This window comes from Micromonospora sp. BQ32 (assembly GCF_059358895.1).
In genome coordinates this window covers 338,903-364,334 of the sequence record NZ_JCADBI010000001.1, presented here as the reverse complement: position 1 = coordinate 364,334, position 25,432 = coordinate 338,903, and the positions used below count along the sequence as shown (strand labels likewise).

Sequence of the window (25,432 nt, the reverse complement as noted above, 5' to 3'; positions counted from 1 at the left end):
GCGCGTTGGGTCACGTTGCCGGTACTAGGATGACCGCCGTGCAGTTCGGGGTGCTCGGGCCGCTCGCCGTGACCACGGACGCCGGCGAGCCGGTGGTGGTGCCCGGCACCAAGGTGCGGGCGTTGCTGACCGACCTGTTGGCCAACCGCAACCAGGTGGTCTCGGCGGACCGTCTCATCGACGACCTGTGGGGTGACGACGCCCCCGCCAACCCGGCCGGCGCCCTTCAGGTGCGGGTGTCGCAGCTGCGCAAGGCGCTCAACGATGCCGAGCCGGGCGCCCGCGAGCTGGTCGAGTCCCGGCCACCGGGCTACCTGCTGCGGGTCGACGCGATCGACGCCGGCCGCTTCGACGAGCTGGCCCGCTGCGCCGACGTCGAGCGGCTGACCGAGGCGCTCGCGTTGTGGCGCGGCGAAGCGTACGCCGACGTGGCCGACGCCGAGTTCGTACGGGCCGAGGCGGCCCGACTCGCCGAGCAGCGCCTTGTCGTACAGGAGCGACTGGCGCAGGCCCGACTGGCCCGGGGTGAGCACGACCTGGTGGCCGCGGACCTGGCCAAGCTGGTCGCCAAGCATCCGCTGCGCGAGGGCCTGCGGGCGGTGCAGCTACGCGCGTTGTACGCGGCCGGCCGCCAGTCCGAGGCGCTGGAGAGCTACGCCGACCTGCGGACCCGACTCGCCGAGGACCTGGGCCTCGACCCCGGCCCCGAGCTGGTCGCCCTACACCGCAGAATCCTCGAACAGGACGCCGGCCTGAACGCCCCGCCGAAGGCGGCGATCATCCGGAACAACCTGCCGGCCCAGCTCGACGAGTTGATCGGGCGGGCCGAGGCGCTGGCCGAGCTACGGTCGCTGCTGCCCCGGCAGCGGCTGGTCACGCTGGTCGGGCCGGGTGGCGTCGGCAAGACCCGGCTGGCCACCGAGACGGCCCGCGCGGCGTCCTGTTCGGACGGCGTCCGACTGGTCGAGCTGGCCCCGCTCCCGGCCGGTGACGGGCGCGTCGCCGAACAGGTGCTCGGCGCTCTGGGCGCCCACGAGGCCGCCGGCCCGACCCTGTCCCCCGCCGACCGGGTGGTCACGGCCCTGCGGCACCGGCAGTTGCTGCTCGTGCTGGACAACTGCGAACACGTCATCGAGCCGGTCGCCGAACTGGTCGCCCGGCTGCTGCGCGACGTGCCCGGGGTGAGCGTGCTGGCCACCAGCAGAGAGCCCCTCGGGCTGACCGGTGAGCTGCTCTGGGAGGTACCCCCACTGCCCGTGCCGGACGACGGTGACCTGGACGCGGTCCGACGCTCGGCGGCGGCCCAGTTGTTCGCCGCCCGCGCCGCCGCCCAGCAGCGCGGTTTCCGCCTCGACGGGCAGACCGCCGCCGCGGTGGCCCAGCTGTGCCGCCGCCTCGACGGTCTGCCGCTGGCGTTGGAGCTGGCCGCGACCCGGGTCCGCGCGCTGGGCGTACGCGGGGTGGTGGACCGGCTCGACGACCGGTTCCGGCTGCTCACCACCGCGCAGCGGGACGTGCCACCCCGGCAGCGGACACTGACCGCCGTGATCGGCTGGAGCTGGGACCTCCTCGACGAGACCGACCGCGCGGTGCTCGCCCGACTGGCGGTGTTCCCGGACGGCTGCACCCCGGAGGCCGCCGAACACGTCTGCCGGACCGACCTGGACGCCCTTGCCCGGCTGGTGGACCGGTCGCTGGTGGTGCTCGACGACTCGGGTACGGCCCCCCGCTACCGGCTGCTCGAATCGGTGGCCGCGTTCTGCCTGGAGCGCCTGACCGACGCCGACGACGTACGCGCGCGGCACGCCGCCTACTACACCGAGCTGGCCGAACGCGCCGACCCCGGGCTGCGCGGGGCCGACCAGCGACGCTGGCTGGCGCTGCTCGACGCCGAGCTGGCGAACCTGCGGTCGGCGCTGGCGCACGGTGGCGGGCTGCGCCTGGCGGTCGCGCTGAGCTGGTACTGGCTTCTGCGCGGCCGGCTCACCGAGGCACGGCGAGCCCTGGCCGCGCCCGGCGACCCGGAGCAGGAGGCCCGCGCGGCCCCCTGGCGGGTGGGCTTCGCCCTGTCGCAGGGTGAGGCGATCGCACCGGACGAGGTGCGCGCCGCGGTGGCCGCCGACCCGGACAGCCACGCCGCCTGGTTCGCGGCCAACGCGGTGATCGAGCACGGCGACCTCGCCCTGGCGTCGGAGCTGCTGCCCACCACCGCCGCCGACTCGTGGACCGAGGCCGCGGTGCTCACCTCCCTGGCCCACATCGCGCACGCCAACGGTGACCAGGCCACCCTGGAGCGCACCGCGACCCGCAGCGCCGCGCTCTTCGCCGGCCTCGGTGACCGGTGGGGTCGGCTCCGAGCGACCGAGTGGGTGGGTGGGCTGGCCGACATGCGCGGCGAGCACGAGCGCGCCGCCGCGCTGCACCGGGAAGGGCTGCGCTGGGCCGAGGAGTTGGCGCTCTGGCCGCAGGTCTGCGCCGAGCTGTCCTGGCTGGCCTGGCTCGCCGTGCAGACCCGCGACTACGCCCAGGGTCGCGAGCTGGCCGAACGCGCGTATGACCTGGCGGTGGAGCAGGGCTCGCCCGGCGCGCTGATCTTCGCGGAGATGAGCCTCGGGTTGGCCGCCCGCCGTGACGGCAAGCTCGACCTGGCCGTCACCCACCTCGCCCACCTCGCCGACCTGGGCCGGGCAGAGAGCCAATCCGCGCTGTACCTGCCGATGATCCTGGTGGAGCTGGGCTACGCGGTCGAGTTGGGCGGCGACCCGGACGCCGCGTTGGCCCTGCACATCGAGGCGTACGAGGTCGCCGAGGCGATGGCGACGATGCGGGACGCGGTCGGCCCTCTGGAGGGGATGGCGGCGGCGGTGCGCTCCCCCGAGGTCGCCGCCCGGCTGCTGGGCGCCGCGGCCGCCGCTCGGCTCGCCGCGCAGTCCCCCGCCGCGCCGGCCGAACGCGACGACACCGACCGGGTGACCGCACGACTGCGGGCCGAGCTCGGGCCGGAGCGCTTCGACGCGTTGCTCGCCGAGGGCGCGCAGCTGAGCCCGAGCGAGGCCCGGGCTCAGCTCTGATCCCTGGTCAGGCCGTCGTCTTCGGCCGGTACGACGCGATGATCACGCCGCTCTTGTGCACCCGGGTGTCGACCAGGTCGAACGACCCCTTGACGTCGGTCAGCGGCGCGCTGAGGCTGGGGCCGCCCTCCAGCACCGGGTGGATCCAGAACCGGACCTCGTCCACCAGCCCGGCCCGGATCAGCTGGGCGGTGACCGAGCCGAAGCCGTACTGGATGATGTCCTTGCCCTCCTGGGCCTTGAGCGCGGTGACCGCCTCGACCAGATCGCCCTGGAGCACCTCGGTGTTGTTCCAGGTGGGGTTGGTCAGGGTGGTCGAGGCGACGTACTTCTTGACGTTGTTGAAGTACGCGGCGCCCGTGGTGGGGTCGCTCTCGTCCATGTTCGGCCAGGCGGCGGACATGCCGTCGTAGGTGGCCCGGCCCATCAGCATCGCGTCGGCCTCCTCGGTCTGCGCACCGGCGAAGCTGGCGGCCTCCTCGTCGAAGTACGGTGCGGTCCACATCGGGTTCTCGATGACGCCGTCGAGGGTGATGTAGGTCGAGTTGACGAGCTTGCGCATCGGGATCTCCTGGTTGTCGGTCGTGCTCTCCGGTGACACCCAGAACTCTGCCGGAGCCCGCTTACGATTCTCTTTCGGTGTCCTTACCCGCGGCCTCGGCCGGGCCCGGCGCCGGGTCGGTCAGCGGGATCGGCAGCGCCTGCGGGGTCACCGTGCCGCCGCCGGTCGAGTGGGCCGGGGCGGGGCGGTCACCGCCGCGGCTGTGCAGACGCCCGCGCCCGGCCGGCCCGGCCCGGCGGGTCACCTCCACGGTCACCATCCGCACCGGCGGTGGCGGCGCGGTGAAACGCCCGACGCCCCAGCGCACCCAGATCGGGATCCGCCCGGCGTCCGCCTCCGCGCGCAACTTCTGCACCGTACGGGCCCGATCGGTGTGGTCGACCTCCACCACGACGGGCGGACCGTCGGGACGGGCGCACGCCACGTCGAGCACCGAGTGCCGCTGCTCCAGCGGCGGCGGCAACGGCAGCACGCTGGGCGCGCGCCGGTAGACCCGCCAGCCCTGCGCCTCAGCCCACCGCACCACCGAGTCGATCACCCGCGCGGTGACCTCGTCGGTGTCCAGGTCGACGAAGGTCACCTCGGCCAGCCAGCGAGCCAGGTCCGCGGCCAACCGCTCGCCCTGCGCCGCGACCTCCACCGGCGCAGGATAACGCCTCAGCCGACGACGGTCGCGGTGGCGGCGAGGTGCCGGGTCAGCCAGCCGGTGGTGGCCGTACGGGCCGCCTCGGCGTTGGCCCGCGCCAGGAAGTCGTGCCCCTCCCCGGTGAGCACCAGGTGCCCGTGCGGCACGCCCCGGGTGGCGAGGGCCTGGGCGACCTGCGCCGACTCGCCCGCCGGCACGTTGGTGTCGTTGGCGCCGTGGATCAGCAGCACCGGCACGTCCAGCCGGTCGATGTGGGTCAGCGGGGAGAGGTCGCGTAGCAGGTCGGCGTCCCGCTGCGGGTCGCCGTACTTGCTGACGGCGGCGGCGGCGATCCACGGCTCGGTGCCGGCGAAGAAGGTCCGGAAGTCGGAGATGCCGCACTCGGCGACCCCGGCGGCGAACAGCCCGGGGAAGTTCACCAGCACCGCGAGGACCAGGTAACCGCCGTAGGAGCGGCCCAGGCAGCCGAGCTGACCGGGTCGGGCGACGCCGGCGTCGACGAGGAAGTCGGCGCAGGCCGCCACGTCGGCGATAGCGCCGTAGCGGCCGGCGAGGTTGTCGGCGGCGACGAACGAGCGGCCGAACCCGGACGAGCCACGGACGTTGGGCGCGAAGACCGCGACGCCCTGCGCCACGAGGGCCTGGAACAGCGGGTTGTAGGTGGGACGTTCCTGCGCCTCCGGGCCACCGTGCAGGCTGATCGCGGTCGGCCAGGGGCCCGGCCCGGCCGGGCGGTAGAGCCAGCCGGAGAGCGGCAGACCGTCGCGGGCGCGCAGGTCGAGAAGTTGCGGCGCGACACCGGCGTCGTCGGTACGCGGGGCGGTGTCCGGCCGCAGCGGGCGCGGCGCCCCGGTCGACGGGTCGACCAGCCACACCTCCCGGGGCTGCACCGGCCCTTGCGCGGTGAGGCAGAGCAGGCCGCCGTCGGCGGCGAAGGCGGCGTCGCCGAGCACCTCGCCGGGGGCGGTGACGGCCCGCTGCACCCCGCTGGTGAAGTCGAGCAGGCTCAGCTCGCTGCGCCCGCCGTAGGTGTTCCACAGCAGCGCACCGCGCTGCCCGTCCGCGCTGGGCGTGACGTGTTCCAGCTCGGCGTCCGGTCGCCCGGCGAGCCGGGTCGGCGGCTGCTCCGGTCGGGTCAGGTCGACCCGTACCAGGGCGGCGAGTTCGGAGTACGCGTCGGTGCGGGCCAGCACGCTCGTGCCGTCCGGACCGAACCAACCCTGGTCGGTGCTGCCCCGCCCGGTGTCCGGCAACAGCCGCCGCCGCTCGCCGGTGGCCACGTCGAGCAGTTCCAGCCAGCGGGCGTTGCGCGGGCCGCGACGCAGCAGCGCCACCCCGGCGTCCGGGGTCACGTCCAGGAGGGTGAGCAGGTCGCCCTGGGCGAGCACCCGCCGGTGCCCGGTGGCCGCGTCGACCAGCAGCGCCTGCCCCTGCTCGTCGGTCTCGGTGACCGCCATCAGCGCGCCGTGCGGCAACCAGCCGGCCAACGCGGCGCTACGACGGCCGAACCCGGCGACCTGGTGGCGTCGCGTGCCGTCCGGGCGCAGCACCCACAGCTCGGTGCGGGGCGCGCCGCCGGGGGCGACGACACAGGCCAGCCACTGCCCGTCCGGGGACCAGTTCAGCGCGAGGACCGGCTCGTCGCCGACCGGCAACGCGACGGGCGCACCCGCGTCGACCTCGCAGACCCACACGGCGGGCGTGCCAGCCCGGTCGGAGAGGAACGCCACCCGGCGGCCGTCGGGGGACGGCGCGGGGGCGAAGTCCTCGCTGGTGGGCACCGGCGGCGACGCCGGCCGGTGGCTCGCGGGTCGGGCCCGCCGGGTGGTGCGCGGCGGCTCAATCCGTACGCTCATCTAAACCCCGATCCGCTGCAACCAGAGCTCCAGCAGCCCGAGCTGCCAGAGCGCGTTGGAGCCCAGCGTGGTCCGCCGGGCGTTCGGCGCGTCCAGCAACTCCTCCAGGTAGTCCTTGCGGAACAGCCCCCGCTCGCGCGCCGGTCGGGCGGTCAGCGCGTCCCGCACGTCGTCGAGCAGCGGGCCGGAGAGGTGCCGGATGGCGGGCACCGGGAAGTAGCCCTTCGGCCGGTCGATCACCTCGTCCGGGACGATGCCCCGGCTCGCCGCCTTCAGCACACCCTTGCCGCCCTGCGCCAGCTTCAGGCCGGGTGGGCAGGCGGCGGCCAGCTCGACCACCTCGTGGTCGAGGAACGGCACCCGGGCCTCCAGCCCCCAGGCCATCGTCATGTTGTCGACCCGCTTGACCGGGTCGTCGACCAGCATCACCAGGCTGTCCAGCCGCAGCGCCGCGTCCAACGCGGTGTCCGCGCCGGGCGCGCCGAAGTGCGCGGCGACGAACTCCAGGCTGGCGTCGTGGTCGAGCATCCACTCGGGCGCCAGGTGCCCGCCCAGCGCGTCGTGGCGACGATCGAAGAACACCCGGGCGTACGCCTCGACGGCGTCCGCGCGGGCCACGTTGGCCATCGGCGGGTACCAGTCGTAGCCGGCGAGGATCTCGTCGGCGCCCTGCCCGGACTGCACCACCGTGATCCGCTGCGAGACCTCCTCGGAGAGCAGGTGGAAAGCGACGCAGTCGTGGCTGACCATCGGCTCGCTCATCGCCGCGATGGCCTGGTGCACGGCGGGGACGAACCGCTCCGCGCCGATGCGGATCTGCTGGTGGTCGGTGCCGAAGTGGCGGGCCATCAGGTCGGAGTAGTGGAACTCGTCGCCGCTCTCCCCCGCCGCCGCCTCGAAGCCGATGCTGAAGGTGGCCAGGCCGGTCTGGCCCTGCTCGGCCAGCAGGGCGACGATCAGGCTGGAGTCGAGACCGCCGGAGAGCAGCACGCCGACCGGCACGTCGGCGACCATCCGCCGTCGTACGGCGGTGCGCAACGCCGCCATGAGCCGTTCCTGCCACTCGTCGGCGGACATGGCGGGGGCCGCGGCCCGGTTGTACTCGGGCCGCCAGTACGTGGTGTCGGTGCTCCGGCCGTCCGCGGTGATCACCCGCACGGTGGCCGGCGGCAGCTTGCGGATCCCGGCGAGGATCGTGCGCGGCGGCGGCACCACCGAGTGGAAGCTCATGTAGTGGTGCAGCGCCACTGGGTCGAGGTCGGTGTCCACGTCACCGGCGGCGAGCAACGCCGGCAGGGTCGAGGCGAAGCGCACCCGGCCCGGCCCCTCAGCCAGGTAGAGCGGTTTGATGCCGAGCCGGTCCCGGGCCAGCACCAGGGTGTTCGTGGCGAGCTCGACCAGGGCGAACGCGAACATCCCGTAGAGCCGCTCGACGCAGGCCGTCCCCCACCGGTGGTACGCCTTGAGGATCACCTCGGTGTCCGAGGTGGACCGGAAGGAGTAGCCCGCGGTGCTCAGCTCGTCGCGCAGCTCCCGGTAGTTGTAGATGCAGCCGTTGAAGACCATGGCCAGGCCCAGTTCGGGGTCGACCATCGGCTGGGCGCCCGCGTCGGACAGGTCGATGATGCGCAGCCGGCGGTGCACCAGGGCGACCGGCCCCCGCTGCCACCGGCCCTCGCCGTCCGGGCCTCGGGGCGCCAGGTCGGGGAGCATCCGCTCGACGGCGGCCAGGTCCGGTGCTGCTCCGTCGAGGCGGAACTCGCCTCCGATACCGCACATGGCACGCACCTCTCATCGGCTGGATCCGCTGGGGGCCGCTGACCGGTCCAGGCTTGGCGGACCGGGTTGCGTCCCGATGACGGGTGGGTCAAGCGTCGGTTACACCGACGGTTCGTCGGCTCCACCGAGCAGCCAGGTGTCCTTCGACCCACCGCCGCGCGACGAATTGACGATCATGCTGCCGGCCGGCGCCACCCGGGTCAGCGCCACCGGCGCCACCTCGGCGGTGTCACCGAGGAAGACGAAGGCCCGCAGGTCGACGTGGCGGGGAGCCAGCGCCGTGCCGTCGAAGACCGGGTGGGTGGTCAGCGCGATCATCTCCTGGGCGATCCACCGGTGCGGGGCCGCGAGGATCTGCTCCCGGACGGCGTCGAGTTCCTCCGCCTCGGCCCGGGGGCCGATCACCACCCGGTCACCGCCGTACCCGTCGACCGGCTTGAGCACCAGTTCGTCGAGCCGCCCCAGCACCTCGGCCCGCTGCTCGGGCAGCCCACACAGGTACGTCGGCACGTCTCCCAGCAGCGGCTTCTCGCCCAGGTAGTACTCGATCAGCCGGGGCACGTACGCGTACAGCGCCTTGTCGTCACCGACACCGTTGCCCAGCGCGTTGGCCAGCGTGAGCCGCCCGGCGTGCACCGCGGCGAGCAGCGGCCACCCCAGCGGCACCCCGTCGGCGCCCGGCGCGTGCAGCAGCGCCTCCTCGTCCATCCGCAGGTAGATCACGTCGACCTCGCGGCGGCAGCCCTCGCGGACCAGCCGGACCCGGCCCTCCTCCACCAGCAGGTCGCTGGTCTCGGTGAGCGGAACCCCCATCTCGTCGGCGAGCAGCCGATGCTCGAACCACGCCGGGTCACCGGGGCCGCTGCTGAGCACCACCACGGCGGGGTCGTCGGCCGCGGCGGGCGCGGCGGCGACCAACGCCCGGTACAGCATCGCCGGTGTCTCGTCGGCGGGCAGCAGATCCTCCGGCACCGGCAGCTCCGGCAGCACCGCCTGGGTCAGCCGCCGGTTCTGCACCGCGTAGCCGAGCCCGGAGGGCACCCGCAGGTTGTCCTCCAGCACGTACCAGCCGCCGTCCGGGTCCCGGACGAGGTCGGTGCCGGACACCTGGGCGCGGGTGCCTCGCCGGCCCATCAGCGCCCCGGTCGGGCGCAGTCCGGGCGAGGACTCCACCACCCACGCCGGCACCACGCCGTCGGCCACCACGGTCCGGTCGGCGTAGACGTCGCGCAGGAACGCGTCGAGGGCGCGGGCGCGCTGCACCAGGCCGGTGCGCAGCGTCCGCCAGTCGGCGGCGGGCACCACCCGGGGCACCAGGTCGACCGGGAAGAGCCGGGTGCTCGCCTCGCCGGCCACGCTGAACGTCACCCCCCGGGCCCGCTGCTCCTCGTCCCGGTCGTGCTCGCGTTGGCGCAGGGCGCCGGCGCCGAGCTGGCGCAGGGCCGCGAGCATCGGGGCGTACGCCGGCTGCGGTCCGGCCGGTCCGAACACCTCGTCGCCGGCGTCGGCGTACGTGGGCAGCGCTGGCGGTGTGGGCGCGCCCGGCAGCGGCGCGCGGACCCGGCCCCGGGTCTCGTCGAGCAGCAGGTCGACCACGTCGGCCAACCGGCCCCGTCGCTGGTACGCCCGCCGCTGTCGCGCGGCGGAGCTGCCGCGTTCCAGCGCGTACCGGGTCAGCTCGCTGACCTGCTCCCAGTCCCCGGTCGCCGTCAACTGTAGGCGCAGGTCGGTCACCAGGCGGTGGACCGCCTCGGCCGCGGGCACCGGTCGGGCCGACCGGGGCAGGTCGAGCAGGTCACCCTCCAGCCCGGAGCGAGCCGCCCGCCACACGGCGGCACGCAGCACCGGTGGTCGTACGGCCGTCCGCTCCACCCCGGCGCGCAGGGCGGCGACCTCCCGCCGGACGAGCGCCCGGAACAGGCCGGTGAGCAGGACGATGGTCTCCACGTCGGCGTTGGCGTCGGTGATCCGCAGTTCCACGGTGGGCACGTGCGCCGACGGCCGGACATCGAAGTAGATCATGGCGGGGTCGGTGATGGTCTCGGAGGAGATCAGCTCGGCGACCAGCGCCTCATGGTCCGCCGCGCTGCTCACCTCGCCCGGGTCGCCCGCGGTGGGCCAGCGCTGCCAGACCAGCGACCGGACGCTGGCGTAACCGCTGTCCTGGCCCATCCAGTACGGCGAACTGGTGGAGAGCGCGAGCAACACCGGCAGCCACGGCTGGACCCGACGGGTGACCGCCACCGCCAGGTCCCGGTCGGAGACGCCGACGTGCACCTGCGCTCCGCAGATCAACTGTTCCCGGGCGAGCAGCTGGTACTCGTCGAGCATCCGCCGGTACCGGGAGGTGGGTGTGACGCTGGGGTCGCCGTCGGCGCGCAGCGGCACCGTACCGGCCGCCACGATGCCCAGCCCGGCCCGGTCGGCCACCTGGACCGCCGCCTGACGCAGCCGGGTCAGCTCGGCGCGAATCTCGTCCAGGGTGCGGCAGACCGCGGTGTTGGTCTCCACCACGCTGCGGTGCAGCTCGGCGGTGAACGAGGCCGCCGGCAACCGGTCGAGCAACTCCCCGGCGCGGGGCACCAACTCCCGCGTGTGCAGGTCGACGACGTGGAACTCCTCCTCCACGCCGATGGTGGCCAGGTCCGCCGGGTCGCCGTCGTCCAGCGACAGGACCGCGTTCGGGCGAGGGGTGGGCAGCGTCCGGCCGTCGCCGGACCGGCCCACCGGCCCGTCGTACGTCGGCGCGTTCGTGGTGTTGTCGGCCATGGTCACCCCGGTTCGCGTGTCGGTGCTCTCGACTGTCCGACGAGCGTTCCCAGGGTTGGTACCGAGGGTGTTTCCGGCGCGTTAAGGTGACGCGCCCGTTCTGTCCGGACTGCTCAGCGACGGTGATCGGCCAGCGGGTGGGGTCGCGGCCGAGGGCCGACCGCGCTGCTGTCGACCAGGTCGCTCGGCGCACCGGGCTGGGCACGACGCTCGGGGTCGGACCGGTGGAGAGCGATATACCTCAGAGGTATGAATATGACTGACAGGTATATCGCCCGCCGACGCGACCGCCACGGCCACGGCCACGGCCGGGGCCGAGGCCGGGGCCGGGGCCACGGCGACCGTGATCGACACGGAATCGGCGATGTCGGGGTATCCCGCCGGCCCGGATACCCCGACATCGGTGTCTGGCCATCATGGAGCGGCCGGGGTCACCTCATGTTCGTCACCACGAACGGCGCGTGGCCGTGCAGGTAGTTGGTCCACCCGCCGGTCACCGGCGCTCCCGGGCTGAGCAAGTTGGTGGTGTCGGTGCCGACGTCGAGCTTCCAGGCCGTCCAGGAGATGCCGTTCGCCTTCATCCAGTCGATCCAGGACTGCGCCTCCGGCAGGCAGGCCCGGCCGTCGAGGCCACCATCGGCGTTACTGGCGCCCCACTCCGTGACGAACAGCGCCAGACCCGCGCGGATCGCCGCGTCACCCTTGGCGCGCAGCGACGCCCCGTGCGTGCAGGAGTAGAAGTGCAGCGTGTACATCAGGTTGGTGCCGGTGACCGGGCTGGCCGCCGCGACGTCCACGTCCTGTGACCAGGTCGGGGTGCCGAGCACGATGATGTTGTCCGGGTCGGCGGCACGGATCGCGGACACCACCGCCTGGTGGTACGGCTTGATGACGTTGGTCCAGCTGACCTGGAGCGGCTCGTTGTAGGGCTCCCAGATGACGTTGGGCAGGTTGCCGTACCGGCGGGCCAGGTCACCGAAGAACGCCACCGCCTGGGACTGGTTGTTCTGCGCCTCGTGCGCGTGCCAGTCGACGATCACGTACACCCCGGCGGTGACCGCGTTGTTGATGATGGTCTCCACCTGCGCGCGCGCCTTGGCCGGGTCGCTGAGGTACGCCCCCGCCGGCTCCACACCCATGGCCGCGCGGATCACCTGGAGGTTCCAGTTGTCCCGCATCCAGGTCAGCGCGGAGAGGTTCTCGGCGTACGGGGCGGTCTCCCAGTTGAGCCACATGCTGCTGATGCCCCGCAGCTGCACCCGGGCGCCGGACTTGTCGCACATCGTCGTGCCGCACACCCGAAGCTGCCCGTGCCGTTCGACCGGCGTGCCGGTGGTCGGGGGCGGGGTGGTGGGCGGCGGCGTGGTCGGGGGCGGGCCGCCCGCGCAGGACGCGCCGTTCACGGTGCAGTTGACCGGGGTGCCAGTGCCGTTGACGAGGAAGCCGAATGAGGTGGAGGCACCGGCGGCGAGGGTGCCGTTCCAGGACACGTTGGCGAAGGTGTAGTGGCTGCCCGAGCTCGTCTGTTGCGCGTTCCAGGACTGGCTGACGGTCGAGGAGGACGGCAGGTCGAACTCGACCCGCCAGCTGGTGATCGGTGCGGAGGTGTCGTTGGTGACGGTGACCTGCCCCTGGTAGCCATTGCCCCAGTTGTTCGCCACGGAGAACACGGCGGTCGCCGCGCTGGCCGGTGTGGCGGCGACCAGGGCCACCCCACCGGCGAGCAGGCCGGCGACGGCCAGAGTCGTGACAAGTCTCAGTGTGCGCATGCTGAACCCGCTTCGGATCGACGGTGGTGGTCTGAGGCGGGGCGGCGCCTGCGCGCACAATATCGATCAATTCCGATGGGAGCAAGGTGGGGGCACTGGTCGGAGGGATCAGCGCCGCCGCCAGGGGAACCGACGTGCGCCGGCCACGCCACCCGTGGGCACGCCGTCCCGGCCCAGCAACCCGGCGGCCACCCGGAGGTTCTCGGCGGACTGCTCGGCGGCCGGCCCCAACAGCTGCACCAGCCGACCGCCCAGCGCCAGGACCACTCCCGCACGCTCGACGTCGCCGACCATGGCCAGGCACCGCGCGTACACCCCGTAGGTGTCCGCCAGCTCCCGAAGGCTGAGCGGACGCGCTGGGTCGCGCAGCGCCTGACGCAGCTCGCAGGCCCGCGACGCCGCCAGCACCGCGTCCCGGAGGCCGTCGAGCGACGACGGTCGGGTGAGGTGGCGGTGCAGCAGAGCGGTCGCCTGATGGTGGTACGCCGTACCCAGTGCCCGCCGGGTGCGGGGCCCAGCCGACGCCGGGGCCCCGGCGGCTGTCAGACCCACCGCGACTGCCCGGCTCAGCAACTCCCTGCGGGTGGCCGGCTGACCGGCCGCGAACGCGACCTCCGCGAGGCCGGTCAACGCGGTGATCAGCTCCGCGAGCGCGTCGTCCCGGGGCGGGGCCGCGACGTTCCCGCCCTCGGCCGCCACCGCGTCGTACACCCGCTCGAGGATCGCCACCGCCTCACCGCCGGGCGCCATCGCCTCGGCGGCCCGACCGCGCGCGCACAACAGCGTCCCGCGCCGTCGCAGCGCCCGCGCCAACTGCTGCTGGTCGTGCCGGCTGGACTGCAGTGGAGCGCGCGCCGCCTGCCGGTAGGCGTCGATCACCCGCACCCAGAGGCGGTCGGCGTCCGCCCAGGTGTCCGGCCGGCGCGACCACTCCCGTGCCTGCTCGAACAGCCCGTCCCGCTCGTCTGGTCCCACGTCCCGCACCGCCCTCCGCGCCGGCCACCCGCGACACCGACACCGCAGACAGTGACCGCCATCGATTCTAGAGGCTCGGCGACGGCAGCCGTTCGTGAGCGGACGCAGGGCGGGGCGGCTTCGCCGGGCGCAACCGGGACCGACCCGGACCGGGGCCGGTCCCCCAGGGTGATCAGGCTGCTCGGCGCACCCGGTAGGCCAGGTGGGTGACACCGTCGCCCTCGACGACGCTGAACGGGCCGTCCAGCTGAAGTGGCGCGATCTTCAATTCGGCGAAGAGCGGGATGCCGGCACCGAGCAGGACCGGGACGAGGTCGACGTGCACCTCGTCGAGCAGGCCGGCCTCGACAACCTGGGCGGCGATGGTGCCGCCGTTGACACCGACCTCCTTGTCGCCGGCGATCGCCTTCGCCCGGGCGATGGCGCTCTCGATGCCGTCGGTGACGAAGACGAAGGAGTCGTTCTCGGGTGCCCAGCCCTCCGGCACGCTGTGCGTGACCACTACGACGGGCACGTCCAGCGGATGCCGACCACTCCACCCGCTGGTGATGTCGAAGAGGCGCCGGCCGACGACGAGCGCACCGGTCCGCTCGGTGAGAGCCCGCAGATGCCGGGCACTCGCGGCGGACGTCCGAAAGGTCAGCTCGGGGTCGGCCGTCGGCGTCTCGACGTCACCGTTCTCGTACCACTGGAAGAGGTACTCGAAGCCGCCGTGGGACGCGTCCGCGATGTAGCCGTCCAACGACATCGTCGCCCCGGTCGTCACCTTCGTCATCGATCCACTCCTCGGTCCGTGCCGTGTCGGCTCGTCGGCGAGGACCGGGTGTTCCCGGCCCTCAACCCATGGTCGAAGCCGGCGCGACCGTCCTCGACACGTCCACCGACCTCTTCCCAGTGTCAGCTGTCGTCGTCACGGGCGCAGCGCGTTGAGCACCAGCTCGGCGTACCGGCGCCACACCGCCGGGTCGCGCTCGTCGAGCACGATGAGCTGCCGGACCGCCCCGCAGAGAATCACCCGGATGTCCAGTTCCCCGGCGTCCGGGCGGATCTTGCCGGACGACCGGGCCGCCGCCACCAGCTGCCCGATCAGGCCCAGGATGCGCGCGGCAGGCACCAGCCGGCCCTCGAAGAACGCGTCGGCGAGGACCCGGTCGCGGGCGAGGCGTCCGAACAGGTCGGGCACGAAGGAACACCACTCCTGGTACGCGTCGGCGCCGTCGAGCGCCGCGCGGGTGCGCTGCTCCAGCTCCTGGAACTGCCGCTGGACCACCGCGACGATCAGGTCTTCCTTGCTGGGGTAGCTGCGGTACACCGTCGCGCGACCCACCCCGGCCCGCTCCGCCACCTGCGGCACCGTCACCTGGAGACCCTGCTCGCTGAAGAGCTCCCGGGCGGCGGCGATGACCCGCTCCTGGTTGCGACGGGCGTCCAGACGCCGATGAGGAGCATCCGGGTCGCTCGGCGTCGGCGGGGTCATGGTCTCAGTCTGCCCGCTCGGTCTCGTCGGTCAGCAGCGGCTCGTCGCCGTACACGGTGGTGAGTTCGACGTTGAGCACCGTGGCCACCCGGCCGAACGACCAGTAGTAGCCGATCACCTGGAGCACCTCGACGATCTCGCGCTCGCTGAGGATGTGCCGCACCTGGTCGAAGAGGTCGTCGGAGACGCGCGGTGAGCGCACCACCTCGGCGGCGAACCGGATGAGCGTCCGGTCGTACGCGGAGAGGTACGGGTTGTCGATGTCCCCGCTGTCGATGATGTCGCGGGTGCGCTGGTCGACGCCGGCCGCCGTGGACATCGGGCCATGCTGGGCTGCCACGAACTCGCACCCGGTGTGCTCGGCCACGGTGAGGATGACCAGTTCCCGCGAGCGGGCGGGCAGCTCCAACGAGGTGAACTGCGCCCTCGCGAGCTGGATGAAGAGGCTCACCGTGCCGACCGAGTGGGTCAGCATCTTGACCATCGGGTCGGGCGGCAGGGCGGACAGGACGTCGTGGATGTCGGCCGGAATCGCGTTCGGGTCGGGGTCGGCAAGTCGGGGCATGTCTCTCTCCTGTGCTGGTCGTCGGGGTGAATCAGGCGGGCAGGTCGAAACCCGTCTCGCTGAGGTGCCGGAAGCGGCCGTCCTCGGCGTACGCCCCGAAGATGGCGATCTCCCGCCTGGCGGTCGACCCGTCGGCCAGGGTGATCTCGTAGACGTGTCGTTCGGCGTAGCGGAGACCGTCGCGCAGCTCGTCGAGGACCCGCACGGTGCCGCTGACGATCTGACCGCGTACCCGGGTCACCATCTCGACGAATCCGGCCCGATCGAGGGTCTCGCCGTCGCTGCGGTGGGTGTAGTCGGGGGCGTAGAACTCGTCGAGCGCCTCGGTCAGGTCGCGCGTCGGCTCGAAGACCACCGCACGCAGGGCGTCGCTGATCCGTACCTGAGTCATGGGGCTCCTCGTGGATCACTCTCGGAAACACATCCGGACTCGGAGGTCCGCTTAGCGCCCACCGTACCGGACTCCCGAGTCCACTTCCGGTGAGAGTCGTCACGCACCCGGGGAACGCCGTGCCCGCCACGGCGGGTCCGCCGCTCCGGTCGTAGCGTGGGGCGCATGCGAACCACCACGCTGGGCAGCACCGGTCCCGAGGTCGGCGTCATCGGCCTCGGCTGCATGGGCATGAGCCACGGTTACGACATCACCGGCCCGCGCGACGACGACACGTCGATCTCCGTCATCCGACAGGCACTGGACCTGGGCGCGACGCTGATCGACACGTCGGACGTGTACGGGCCGTACACCAACGAGGAGCTGATCGGGCGGGCGCTGGCCGGCGGTCACCGGGAGCGGGCCGTACTGGCCACAAAGGTCGGCCTGGTGGCCACCTCCGCCACCGGCGGCCCGGGCAACTCACCGAAGATCGGCAACAACGGCCGCCCGGAGCACATCCGCGCGGCGATCGACGAGAGCCTGCGCCGGCTCGGCACCGACCACGTCGACCTCTACCAGCTGCACCGGGTCGACCCGGAGGTGCCCATCGAGGAGTCCTGGGGTGCGATGGCCGAGGTCGTGGCGGCCGGCAAGGCCCGGCAGCTCGGGCTGTCCGAGGTGACGGTCGCGCAGATCGCGCGGGCCCAGGCGGTGCACCCGGTGGCGTCGGTGCAGTCCGAGCTGTCACTGTGGACGCGCGACCCGTTGGCCGAGGTGTTGCCGCACTGTGCCGAGCAGGGCATCGCCTTCCTGCCGTTCTCCCCGCTCGGTCGCGGTTTCCTCGCCGGCCGGTTCACCTCGTTCGACGACCTGCCCGCCGACGACTTCCGGCGCGGCCTGCCGCGCTTCCAACAGGACGCGCTGCGCGCCAACCTCGCCATCGTCGCCCGGGTCCGGGAGATCGCCGACCGGGCGGGCCTCAGCCCCGCGCAGGTCGCCCTCGCGTGGGTGATCGCCCAGGGCGACCAGGTCATCCCGATCCCCGGCACCAAGACCCCGAAGTACCTGGCAGACAACTGCGCTGCCGCTGACGTGCGGCTCAGCGCCGAGGACCTGGCCGACCTGGACGCGCTGCCCGCCCCCGAGGGTGGCCGCTACTGAGGCCCCGGCGGCCCGGCACCGCGCGGCCGGGCCGCCACCGGCGGGCCGAACCTGACCCCGACACCTGGTGAGTAGAGCACGCTCACCGGCGGCCCGACCGGCGCCGGCAGCCCGGCGGCGGCGACCAACTCGTCATCCAGGTGCAACACCTCGGCCCGGTGCAGCGGCCAACTCGGATGCCAGTTCGGCAGGTGCAGCGTGCGCCCGTACGCCCGGGTGTGCAGCCCCCACCGGGCGGTGACGAAGTGTTCGAGCGGGGTCGGGTCGACGATCCGCTCCCCCACCCGCACCGCCATCCGGCTCGTCGTGCCCGCCGGCCCCGGCCAGCGCCGCCGGCAACGGTAGGTGCGACGGTCGCCGTCGCGATCCATCCGCATTGACGACCAGAGGTACGGCAGGCACAGCGTCACCCGCGCCACCAGCACCGGCAGCAGGCGGGACGCGTCGAGCGACCGGAACACGACCGCGCGTCGGCCGGCATCGTCGACGGAGTAGAGCCGGACGTTGGTCTCCCAGAAGGTGCCGAAGTACGGCACCCCCGGGCCACGGCCGAAGCCCAGCCCGACCATTCGGAAACCGATCAGGCCGACGTAGCTGACCCCCTGCAGCGTGTCCGGGCGAGTGCCGGCGGGCAGCAACGGCGCGACCACCTCCGGGGCGACGGCCCAGTGCAGGAAGGTGAGGTCCTCCCAGCGCTGGCGCAGGACCGCCCAGGGGAACGCCTGCCGGGGCGCGTGGTCGACCGGTTCGGGGTGCACGCTCTCATCCTGGCCCAGGCGGTGGGCCGGCGCGGCTCAGGCGTGCGGACCGACACTGACGGTGCCGACGGTCAGCGAAGCCTTGCCCTCCAGGATCTCGCCGACCCGTTCGACCTCCTCCGCCAGCGCCCGCTGCTTCGCGGCACCGAGCGTTCGCAACGGCTCGACGGTGACGTGGATCGAGCGGCCGGAACGGCGTTGATGCCACACCCCGGCGACCAGCCCGTCCACCAGCAGCACCGGATAGTTGCCGGCCTGGCCACCGGCGAGCGCCCGCTCCGCGGCAGCTCCGGGGAACACCCGCTCGCGGGGGTGGCAGCCGACCGCGTACGCGTCGAAGTAGGGCAGCAGCCGCAACCCGGACGGCCGATCGTCGGGGAACTCGATGTCGTCGGCGGCCACCCAGGCCCGGGCGCCCTCCACCGTCACCTCGGTCAGGTCCAGCGAGTCGAACAGCGACGTCGCCCACCCCGGGGGCACCGCCAGCCACCGGGCGAACTGTGCCGGGGTGGCCGGCCCGTACGCGTACAGGTAAGCGCGGGCGAGGGCGGCCAGGGCGGCGGGACCGGGCATCGGCGCGAAGTCGGGCAGCCACCGGGTCGGGCTGGTGTACGTGGAGGCCCGACCGCGATTCGGGCCGAAGCAGATCACTCCGCTCCGGGTGGCGGCGGTCATCGCGGCGACCCACCGGGGCCATCTGTCCTGGAACGCCTCCATGACCAGGTCACCCGCCCACGGGCCGGTGCGGGCGACGATCTCCTCGGTCAGCTCGGCGGTGGTCAGGTCGGCCTCGGCAACCGCGTCGGCGATGGCCGCGAGGACCTGCTCGGTCTGCCGGGGCGTCAGCAGGACCGCACTCCGCTCCCACGACGGCACCGGCAACGCGGTCGACGCGCCCACCCACATCGGCAGGTCCGCCGCCGCGAGCAGGTGCACGGTCCCGCGTGGCCCACGGATTTTGACCACGGTGCGGTCCGTCCACAGTGCCCGGCGCACCAGGGCGCGGGTCGCGCCCGGCACCCGCAGCCCGACGGACAGCTCGGCGGCTGACGCGATCTGGGCGTGCGCGCCGCAGATCGCCGACACCACGTCGGCGACACCTCCGGCGTCCGGTGCCGCGTCCGCCGCCGACGGGCAGAGCCGGTGCCGCGCAAGACGTCGGGCGGACACCTGCGCCCAGCTCAGCTCGGTCATCGCAGGTCCGCGAAGAACGCGCGGATGTCCGCCGCGTGCGCCAGCGGCTCGCCCATCGCCACGAAGTGGCTGCGCGACCCACAGCCGGCCGGTCGCGACCCGGCCGCCGGCGACTGCGAGAGGTCGATGCGATAGGGCGTCATGCCGCGAACGCTACGGCCCAGGTGAGACAGGTTTGGCGTGGCTCCTGCTGACCCTCGGTTGTGACGTGGAGGTACGCGCGCCGCCCGAGTTGATCGCGCACCTGCGACAGCGCGGCACCCGGGCCACCCGGGCCGCCAGCGCATCCGCAGGGTAGGACGGTCGACCGGCCCGGGGTGTCGGCCCGCCGGCCCGCCGTACGCTTGATGGAGCACAAGCGTTCAGAACAGGTGTTTCGGGGAGGTACTGGACGTGACGCAGAGCGACGCGGAGTTGGTCGTGCTCGCACAGGCGGGCGACGCGGCCGCGCTGGGGGCGCTGCTGGCCCAACACGAGGCCGGGATGCGGGCCGTCGCGTTGAGCGTCCTCGGCTACGGGCCGGACGCCGAGGACGCGGTGCAGGACACGATGGTCGTCGCCCTGCGTCGCATCGGCGAGGTCCGTGACCCGAACGCCGTCGGCCCCTGGTTGCGGGCCATCGTCCGCAACAACAGCCGGATGGCGTTGCGCGGGCCCAGAGCCGTCCCGGTCGCCGAACCGGAGTGGTTCACCCGCCCCGCCGACACACCCACCCCGGAGGAGGCGCTGGACCGGGCTGCGATGCGCGACTGGGTGTGGCACTCCCTCGGGCAACTGTCCGAACCTGACCGGCTCGTCACCCTGTTGCGGTACTTCAGCGACGCGTCCTCGTACGAGCAGATCGCGGCCGTGTGTGGCGTGCCGGTCGGCACCGTCCGCAGCCGCCTCAGCCACGCCCGCCGTGCGCTCGCCGGCGGCCTCCGGACGGCGGCGGACGCGGCGCACGCGGACGTCGCCGCGTCGAACGACTCGCGGTGGCGGGAGGGCCGCGACGTGATCACCACGGCGATGGGCGGCGACTTCGAGCGGGTGGTCCGCGACAGCTGGTGGCCGGACGCCGAGATGATCGTGCCGGGCGGCCCGCGCGGTGGCCGTGACCTGGCGATCAATGGCATGAATTCCGACCTGGCCGCCGGGGTACGTCAGCGGCTGCGCAACGTGGTGGCCAGCGGCGACGTGCTGATCTGGGAGACCGACCTGATCAGCCCACCCGACGACCCGGAGCACTGCCCACCCGCGGCGCTGTGGTTGCAGGTGCTGCGCGAGGGCCGGGTACGCCAACTCACCCTCTTCCACCCCGTCCCCGCGTTGGTCTGAAAAAACTTCCCCGACCGAGCGAACTTTCCCCTCGACCCGCGCATCTGGTCCGCGTCATGCACCAGTTGCCGTGTCGGCGGACGCCGCGCGGGTCTCGGATCGGGAGATAGTTCATGGGTTCCACCAGCCACGACGCCAGCGCCCTCGCACCCGGTGCCCACACGTTCACCGTGGATGGCGTTCGGCAGGTCTACCACGTCGCCGGCACCGGCCCGGTCTGCGTGGCGCACTCCGGCGGCCCGGGCATCGAGTGGGCGTACCTGCGGACGCCCAGCCTTGAGGCGCACTTCACCATGGTCTACGTCGAGCCGGTGGGTACGGGCGCGTCGGGGCAGCTCGACAACGTTGAGGATTACCGTCTCGACACGTATGTCCGGTTCCTGCACGCCGTCGTCGAGCACCTCGGCGAGCCCCGGGTGTACCTCCTCGGGCACTCGCACGGCGGTTTCGTCGTCCAGCGGTATGCGCTCGCCCACCCGGACCGGGTCGCCGGCCTCGCCCTGTACGACACCTCACCGGTCACCGGCGCCGAGTTCTGGGCCGAGGCCATGGCCGGCCTCGCCGCCTACCCTCAGCGGCACCCGGACCGGCCGGAGGCGGCGGCGGTCCCGGCTGCCTTCGCGCAGATCGGCGGGGCGACGGACGACGAGTCGTTGGGGGCCGCTCTGCGCGCCGCCCTGCCGGTGTACTTCGCGGACTTCTGGGGCCGACAGGACGAGTTCGCCCCGTTCCAGACGGCCGTCCGAGTCTGGGCGACGCCGGCCGGCGCGCAGGACCCGACGCCCTTCGACGTGCGGGCGAACCTCGGTGAGATCACCGTGCCCGTCGTGGTGATCGTGGGGGCGTCCGACTTCATCTGCGGCCCCCGCTGGGCCGAGCAGTTGCACGCGGGGCTTCCGGACTCGCGGCTGGTCACGCTGGAGCGGAGCGGACACTTCGCGCACATCGAGCAGCCGGTGGAGTTCACCGACGCCGTGGCGGAGCTGCTGAAGCGGTGACCCACCGCGGCACCGCCGGCCCCGAGGTCCGTTCGTCACAGCGGGCAGACCTCGGGGTGCGGGCGCGTTGCACGGTCATAGGCTGAGCGCTTTGCTGCACCGTGACGAAGAGGAGACCGCCGTGAGCCAGACCGAACGGATGGATTCCGTCGACGAGTGGAACGTGGCCGAGGACGACGGGGTGCTGGACGCCTCCGACACCCTCGACGACGACCGGGTCGGCGACCCCCTCGACACCGGCATCATCGCCGAGGACCACTGGACGGCGGCAAACCGGTTCGGCACCACGCCGGCCGAGGAGCGGGCGGGCGAGTCCCTGGCGCAACACCTCGCCCAGGAGGTGCCGGATGTCGACCCGTACGCCGAGGATGGCGACGACGAGGACGAGCTGACCCGCCGGGGGTACGAGGCGGACACCCGTGCCGGCCGGCTCGTCGCCTACGACGAGGGCGTCCGCGAGGACGACGAGGCCGAGTCGGTGGCGTGGGACGCCGGCATCGACGCCGGTGCCGCCAGCGCGGAGGAAGCGGCGATCCACCTGGTCGAGGACCCGGACGGGCCCGGCGACGGTCCGTTGCGCTGACGCCGTACCCGCCGCGCTCGGCACCTCACCGGGTGCCGAGCGCGGCAGGTCGGTCAGTGGATGACGACGGGCGTCCTGACCTGCTCGCCCTGCGGGTCGTCGAGCTGCGCCGGCTGACGTCGGCGCGGCAGGAACGCCGCCGGGACGATCGTGAGCACGACCAGCGCGAACGCGACCCAGAACGTGGTCGCGAACGACTTCGCGGCGAAGTCCAGCCCGCGCTCGATGATCGACGGGTCCACCGGCATCTGCTGGAGCAACTCCGGCCGCTGCTGGGAGGCGATGGCCAGCCCGGCCTCGGTGACCGGCTTGCCGCTCTCGTCCACCAGGCCGGGGATCGGCCGGGAGCCGTTCAGCTCGTTGGTGAGGATCACCGACATCACGGCGGCGCCGACCGAGCCGCCGATCTGCTGGAGGATGTTGACCAGCGTCGAGCCGCGGGCCACCTCCTGCGCCTGCAACGTCCGCAGCGCCGACGTCATGATCGGCATCATCGTGCCGCCCATCCCCAGACCCATCACGAACAACGAACCACCGAGCAGCCAGTACGAGGTCTGCGGGTCGACCTGGGTGAAACCGAAGAACCCGACGACGATGAGACCCAGCGCGAACGGGACGGTACGCCCGATCGGCACCCGGTCGGCCAGCGTTCCGGCGATCGGCATGGTGATCATCGCGCCGATGCCCTGCGGCGCCATCAGCAGACCGGCGGCCAGCGTCGTCTCGCCGCGCACCTGGAGGAAGTAGCTCGGGAACAGCAGGCCGGCGCCCATGAACGCGATGATGAACACGAACATCGTCACCGACGCGATGGTCAGGCTGCGGTTGCGGAACAGCCGCAGGTCGAGCAGCGGGTGTCGGGGCTTGAACGAGTAGAGCACGAACGCCACCACCAGCGCGCCGCCGACCAGCATCGGGGCCCAGACCTTGGCCTCGGCGAAGGTGCCCGCCTCCGGCAGGGACGAGACGCCGTAGAGGAACAGGGCGAGGCCCGGAGAGAGCATGAGCATGCCGACGAAGTCGAACGACTCGGACGGCTCGGGCGCGTCCTTCGGCAGCGCGACCTGCGCGTAGATCAGGGCGATCACGCCGATCGGCAGGTTGATCAGGAAGATCCAGTGCCAGCTCGCGGTGTCGATCAGCCAGCCACCGAGGATCGGGCCGCCGATCGGCCCCAGCAGCATCGGGATGCCGAGCACGGCCATCAACCGGCCGATCCGGTGCGGGCCGGCCGCCCGGGTCATGATGGTCATGCCCAGCGGCATGAGCATGCCGCCACCGAGGCCCTGCAGGACCCGGTAGCCGATCAGCTCGCCGATCGTGTCGGCCATGGCGCAGAGCCCCGACCCGATGGTGAACAGGGCCAGCGCCACCATGTAGAGCCGTTTGGTGCCGAACCGGTCCGCCGCCCACCCGCTGAGCGGGATCACGGTGGCGAGCGCGAGGGTGTAGGCGGTCATGGTCCAGGCGACGCGGGCGTAGGACGCGTCGAACTCGCTCTGGAATGTGGGCAGCGCCACGCTGACCACCGTCACGTCGAGGATCGACATGATCGCGCCAAGGACGACGACACCGGCCACCTTGAGCACCGCGGCGTCGAGTTTGTCCGATGTCGCGAGGGATTGCTGTGTCACTAACTCTCCTGAAGTCGATTGAGCCGGCCGATGGTGGCAGTGGCGGCGATGCCGCGCCTACCGGGCGCGGGGCGCGACGTGCCAGGGCAGCGACGCGCGCAGGCAGACTAACCGCCAGCTGTGACGATTCGCCGCCGGATTTCGTGACCGCCCGGCCGCGTATCCGAACGGCCGTCCATTTACAGCCGCTCGTCGGGGTGGCGGATCAGCTTCGGGCGTTGACCACGGCACGGCAGGACGCTGGCACTACCGGCGGCCGGATCGTCGCTCGACGGCCACGTCCACGTCACCGGGCCGTTGTCGCGCTCTGACCCGCCCCGGGCCCCAGCCAGGGATCGCGAAACCCTGGATAAACCGCACCTGGTTGGGGTTCGGCAGCGGTGCGACGGTCGGTCCATGACACCTTCCACCTACACCGTCGCCGGCCACTGGATCGGTGGCGAGACCGTCACCGGCTCCGCCGGCACCCTTCCCGTCGTGAACCCGGCCACCGGCGAGGTCGTCGCCGAGACCCCGGCCGGCACCGCCGCCGACGTCGACCGCGCCGTCGCCGCCGCCCGGGCGGCCTTCCCGGCCTGGTCGGCGACCACCCCGCAGCACCGGGCGGACGTGCTGCGCCGCCTCGGCGCCGGCCTGGCCGCCCGGGCGGCGGAGATCGCCCAGGCGATCACCGCCGAGATGGGCTCTCCGATCGGCATGTCCCGGACCGCCCAGGTCGCGTTCCCGGCCGCGGTGGTCGAGTCCATCGCCGGCCTGGCCGACGACTTCACCTGGACCGAGGAGGTCGGCAACTCGCTGATCGTGCGTGAGCCGATCGGCGTGGTCGGCGCGATCACGCCGTGGAACTTCCCGCTTCAGCAGATCGTCTCCAAGCTGGCGCCGGCCCTGCTCGCCGGCAACACGATGGTCTTCAAGCCGTCCGAGAACGCCCCGCTGACCGCGCGCATCCTCGCCGAGGCCGCCGCCGAGGCCGGCGTACCGGCGGGCGTCTTCAACGTCGTCTACGGCACCGGTGCGACCGTCGGCGAGGCGATCTCCGCCCACCCGGACATCGACATGATCTCGTTCACCGGCTCCACCCGCGCCGGGCAGCGCATCTCCTCGGTGGCCGCGGCCACCGTCAAGCGGGTCGCGCTGGAGCTGGGGGGCAAGGGCGCGAACATCATCCTCGACGACGCCGACCTGCCCACCGCTGTCGAGCGGGGCCTCATGATGGCGTTCTCCAACGGCGGTCAGGTCTGCGGCGCGTGGCCGCGGATGCTGGTGCCCGCCTCCCGTCAGGACGAGGTCGTGGCGTTGGCCGTCGAGGCCGCGAAGCAGTACACCGTCGGCGACCCGGGCGACGAGGCCACCCGGATCGGCCCGATGGCGTCCGAGACCCACCGGCAGAAGGTCGTCGGCTACATCGAGCGGGGCATCGCCGACGGGGCCCGGCTCGTCTTCGGCGGCCCGGCGCGGCCCGAGGGGCTGCCCGTCGGTGCCTACGTCCAGCCGACGATCTTCGCCGACGTCGACCCGACCTCCGCGATCGCTCAGGAGGAGATCTTCGGCCCGGTGCTGACGATCATCCCCTACGCCGACGAGGAGGAGGCCGTGGCCATCGCCAACGGCACGCTGTACGGCCTGACCAGCGGCGTCTTCGGTGAGCCGGAGCACGCACTGGCGGTCGCCAAGCGCCTGCGCGTCGGCCAGGTCGACGTGAACGCCGGCCACTGGAACCCGCTCGCCCCGTTCGGCGGCTACAAGCAGTCCGGCAACGGCCGCGAGTTCGGCCGGCTGGGCCTGGAGGAGTTCCTGGAGACCAAGTCCATCCAGCGCTGACCGAGACTGCCCCACAGCCCACCGGCCCCACCAGCCCCAAGGTCGTGCTGGGTCCTGGATGTAGTGGCCTCGAACGCCCGGCACACCACTACAACCAGGATCCGGTGCGATCTTGGGGTGGGCG

At 72.9% G+C, this 25,432-nt stretch carries 22 protein-coding genes; 7 read left to right on the top strand and 15 right to left on the bottom strand.

Translation table 11 applies throughout. The annotated features are described in order from the left end of the window. The first annotated feature begins 29 nt into the window (after window positions 1–29). Entirely contained in the window at window positions 30–3,071 is a 3,042-nt protein-coding gene (locus AC5L30_RS01480) for an AfsR/SARP family transcriptional regulator (protein WP_494864697.1), read from the top strand. A 7-nt stretch (window positions 3,072–3,078) separates the two neighbouring features. On the opposite strand, the gene AC5L30_RS01475 is transcribed toward AC5L30_RS01480, so the two are convergent. The 11 genes from AC5L30_RS01475 to AC5L30_RS01425 all read right to left on the bottom strand — a co-directional run bounded on the left by AC5L30_RS01475 (window position 3,079) and on the right by AC5L30_RS01425 (window position 15,860). After that, window positions 3,079–3,633 (bottom strand): dihydrofolate reductase family protein, encoded by a 555-nt coding sequence (locus AC5L30_RS01475; protein WP_494864696.1) that lies wholly within the window; start codon window positions 3,631–3,633, stop codon window positions 3,079–3,081. A gap of 61 nt (window positions 3,634–3,694) precedes the next feature. Continuing rightward, window positions 3,695–4,273, bottom strand: coding sequence for a hypothetical protein (locus AC5L30_RS01470; RefSeq protein WP_494864694.1), 579 nt, complete (start codon window positions 4,271–4,273; stop codon window positions 3,695–3,697). A 17-nt stretch (window positions 4,274–4,290) separates the two neighbouring features. Continuing rightward, entirely contained in the window at window positions 4,291–6,135 is a 1,845-nt protein-coding gene (locus AC5L30_RS01465; protein ID WP_494864693.1) for a S9 family peptidase, read from the bottom strand. Beyond that, window positions 6,136–7,914 (bottom strand): N-acetylglutaminylglutamine amidotransferase, encoded by a 1,779-nt coding sequence (locus AC5L30_RS01460; protein ID WP_494864691.1) that lies wholly within the window; start codon window positions 7,912–7,914, stop codon window positions 6,136–6,138. It abuts the gene before it with no gap. 99 nt (window positions 7,915–8,013) lie between these two features. Beyond that, the gene (locus AC5L30_RS01455; protein WP_494864689.1) at window positions 8,014–10,683 is read right to left on the bottom strand and encodes a glutamate--cysteine ligase; all 2,670 of its coding nucleotides are present in this window, start codon (window positions 10,681–10,683) and stop codon (window positions 8,014–8,016) included. A 431-nt stretch (window positions 10,684–11,114) separates the two neighbouring features. Next, entirely contained in the window at window positions 11,115–12,452 is a 1,338-nt protein-coding gene (locus tag AC5L30_RS01450) for a cellulase family glycosylhydrolase (protein ID WP_494864687.1), read from the bottom strand. Window positions 12,453–12,560: 108 nt separating this feature from the next. Then, window positions 12,561–13,427: a hypothetical protein gene (locus AC5L30_RS01445; RefSeq protein ID WP_494864685.1), complete on the bottom strand. Its 867-nt coding sequence runs from the start codon at window positions 13,425–13,427 to the stop codon at window positions 12,561–12,563. Window positions 13,428–13,599: 172 nt separating this feature from the next. Continuing rightward, a complete protein-coding gene (locus AC5L30_RS01440; RefSeq protein WP_494864683.1) occupies window positions 13,600–14,202 on the bottom strand; it encodes a dihydrofolate reductase family protein in 603 nt (200 codons plus the stop codon). A gap of 135 nt (window positions 14,203–14,337) precedes the next feature. Continuing rightward, the gene (locus AC5L30_RS01435; RefSeq protein WP_494864682.1) at window positions 14,338–14,904 is read right to left on the bottom strand and encodes a TetR/AcrR family transcriptional regulator; all 567 of its coding nucleotides are present in this window, start codon (window positions 14,902–14,904) and stop codon (window positions 14,338–14,340) included. Between the two features lie 4 nt (window positions 14,905–14,908). Further along, window positions 14,909–15,469, bottom strand: a complete 561-nt coding sequence (locus AC5L30_RS01430) for a carboxymuconolactone decarboxylase family protein (protein ID WP_494864681.1) — start codon at window positions 15,467–15,469, stop codon at window positions 14,909–14,911. A 31-nt stretch (window positions 15,470–15,500) separates the two neighbouring features. Further along, window positions 15,501–15,860: a hypothetical protein gene (locus tag AC5L30_RS01425; protein ID WP_494864679.1), complete on the bottom strand. Its 360-nt coding sequence runs from the start codon at window positions 15,858–15,860 to the stop codon at window positions 15,501–15,503. A gap of 165 nt (window positions 15,861–16,025) precedes the next feature. Here AC5L30_RS01425 and AC5L30_RS01420 point away from each other — a divergent pair, with 165 nt between their 5' ends. After that, window positions 16,026–17,003: an aldo/keto reductase gene (locus tag AC5L30_RS01420; protein ID WP_494864677.1), complete on the top strand. Its 978-nt coding sequence runs from the start codon at window positions 16,026–16,028 to the stop codon at window positions 17,001–17,003. On the opposite strand, the gene AC5L30_RS01415 is transcribed toward AC5L30_RS01420, so the two are convergent. The 3 genes from AC5L30_RS01415 to AC5L30_RS01405 are packed head-to-tail and all read right to left on the bottom strand — an operon-like array spanning window position 16,997 to window position 19,098. After that, window positions 16,997–17,761, bottom strand: a complete 765-nt coding sequence (locus tag AC5L30_RS01415) for a YqjF family protein (RefSeq protein WP_494864675.1) — start codon at window positions 17,759–17,761, stop codon at window positions 16,997–16,999. The two genes, AC5L30_RS01420 and AC5L30_RS01415, sit on opposite strands and share 7 nt — an antisense overlap. Window positions 17,762–17,797: 36 nt before the next feature. Beyond that, complete coding sequence (locus AC5L30_RS01410; protein WP_494864673.1) at window positions 17,798–18,955, bottom strand: winged helix DNA-binding domain-containing protein; 1,158 nt, start codon at window positions 18,953–18,955, stop codon at window positions 17,798–17,800. Then, a complete protein-coding gene (locus AC5L30_RS01405) occupies window positions 18,952–19,098 on the bottom strand; it encodes a hypothetical protein (RefSeq protein ID WP_494864671.1) in 147 nt (48 codons plus the stop codon). The genes AC5L30_RS01410 and AC5L30_RS01405 overlap by 4 nt, the downstream gene beginning before the upstream one ends. A gap of 32 nt (window positions 19,099–19,130) precedes the next feature. Here AC5L30_RS01405 and AC5L30_RS01400 point away from each other — a divergent pair, with 32 nt between their 5' ends. From AC5L30_RS01400 to AC5L30_RS01385, 4 genes are all read left to right on the top strand, one after another. Next, window positions 19,131–19,253, top strand: coding sequence for a WCX domain-containing protein (locus tag AC5L30_RS01400; RefSeq protein WP_494864669.1), 123 nt, complete (start codon window positions 19,131–19,133; stop codon window positions 19,251–19,253). A gap of 95 nt (window positions 19,254–19,348) precedes the next feature. After that, entirely contained in the window at window positions 19,349–20,272 is a 924-nt protein-coding gene (locus AC5L30_RS01395) for an RNA polymerase sigma factor (RefSeq protein ID WP_494864667.1), read from the top strand. 113 nt (window positions 20,273–20,385) lie between these two features. Next, window positions 20,386–21,270, top strand: coding sequence for an alpha/beta fold hydrolase (locus AC5L30_RS01390; protein ID WP_494864665.1), 885 nt, complete (start codon window positions 20,386–20,388; stop codon window positions 21,268–21,270). Between the two features lie 121 nt (window positions 21,271–21,391). Then, window positions 21,392–21,853, top strand: coding sequence for a DUF5709 domain-containing protein (locus tag AC5L30_RS01385; RefSeq protein ID WP_494864663.1), 462 nt, complete (start codon window positions 21,392–21,394; stop codon window positions 21,851–21,853). 53 nt (window positions 21,854–21,906) lie between these two features. Here AC5L30_RS01385 and AC5L30_RS01380 read toward each other — a convergent pair whose 3' ends face one another. Next, window positions 21,907–23,487: a DHA2 family efflux MFS transporter permease subunit gene (locus AC5L30_RS01380; RefSeq protein WP_494864661.1), complete on the bottom strand. Its 1,581-nt coding sequence runs from the start codon at window positions 23,485–23,487 to the stop codon at window positions 21,907–21,909. A gap of 396 nt (window positions 23,488–23,883) precedes the next feature. Between AC5L30_RS01380 and AC5L30_RS01375 the strand changes: the two genes are divergently transcribed. Further along, window positions 23,884–25,308 (top strand): aldehyde dehydrogenase family protein, encoded by a 1,425-nt coding sequence (locus tag AC5L30_RS01375; RefSeq protein WP_494864659.1) that lies wholly within the window; start codon window positions 23,884–23,886, stop codon window positions 25,306–25,308. The last annotated feature ends 124 nt before the right edge of the window (window positions 25,309–25,432 follow it).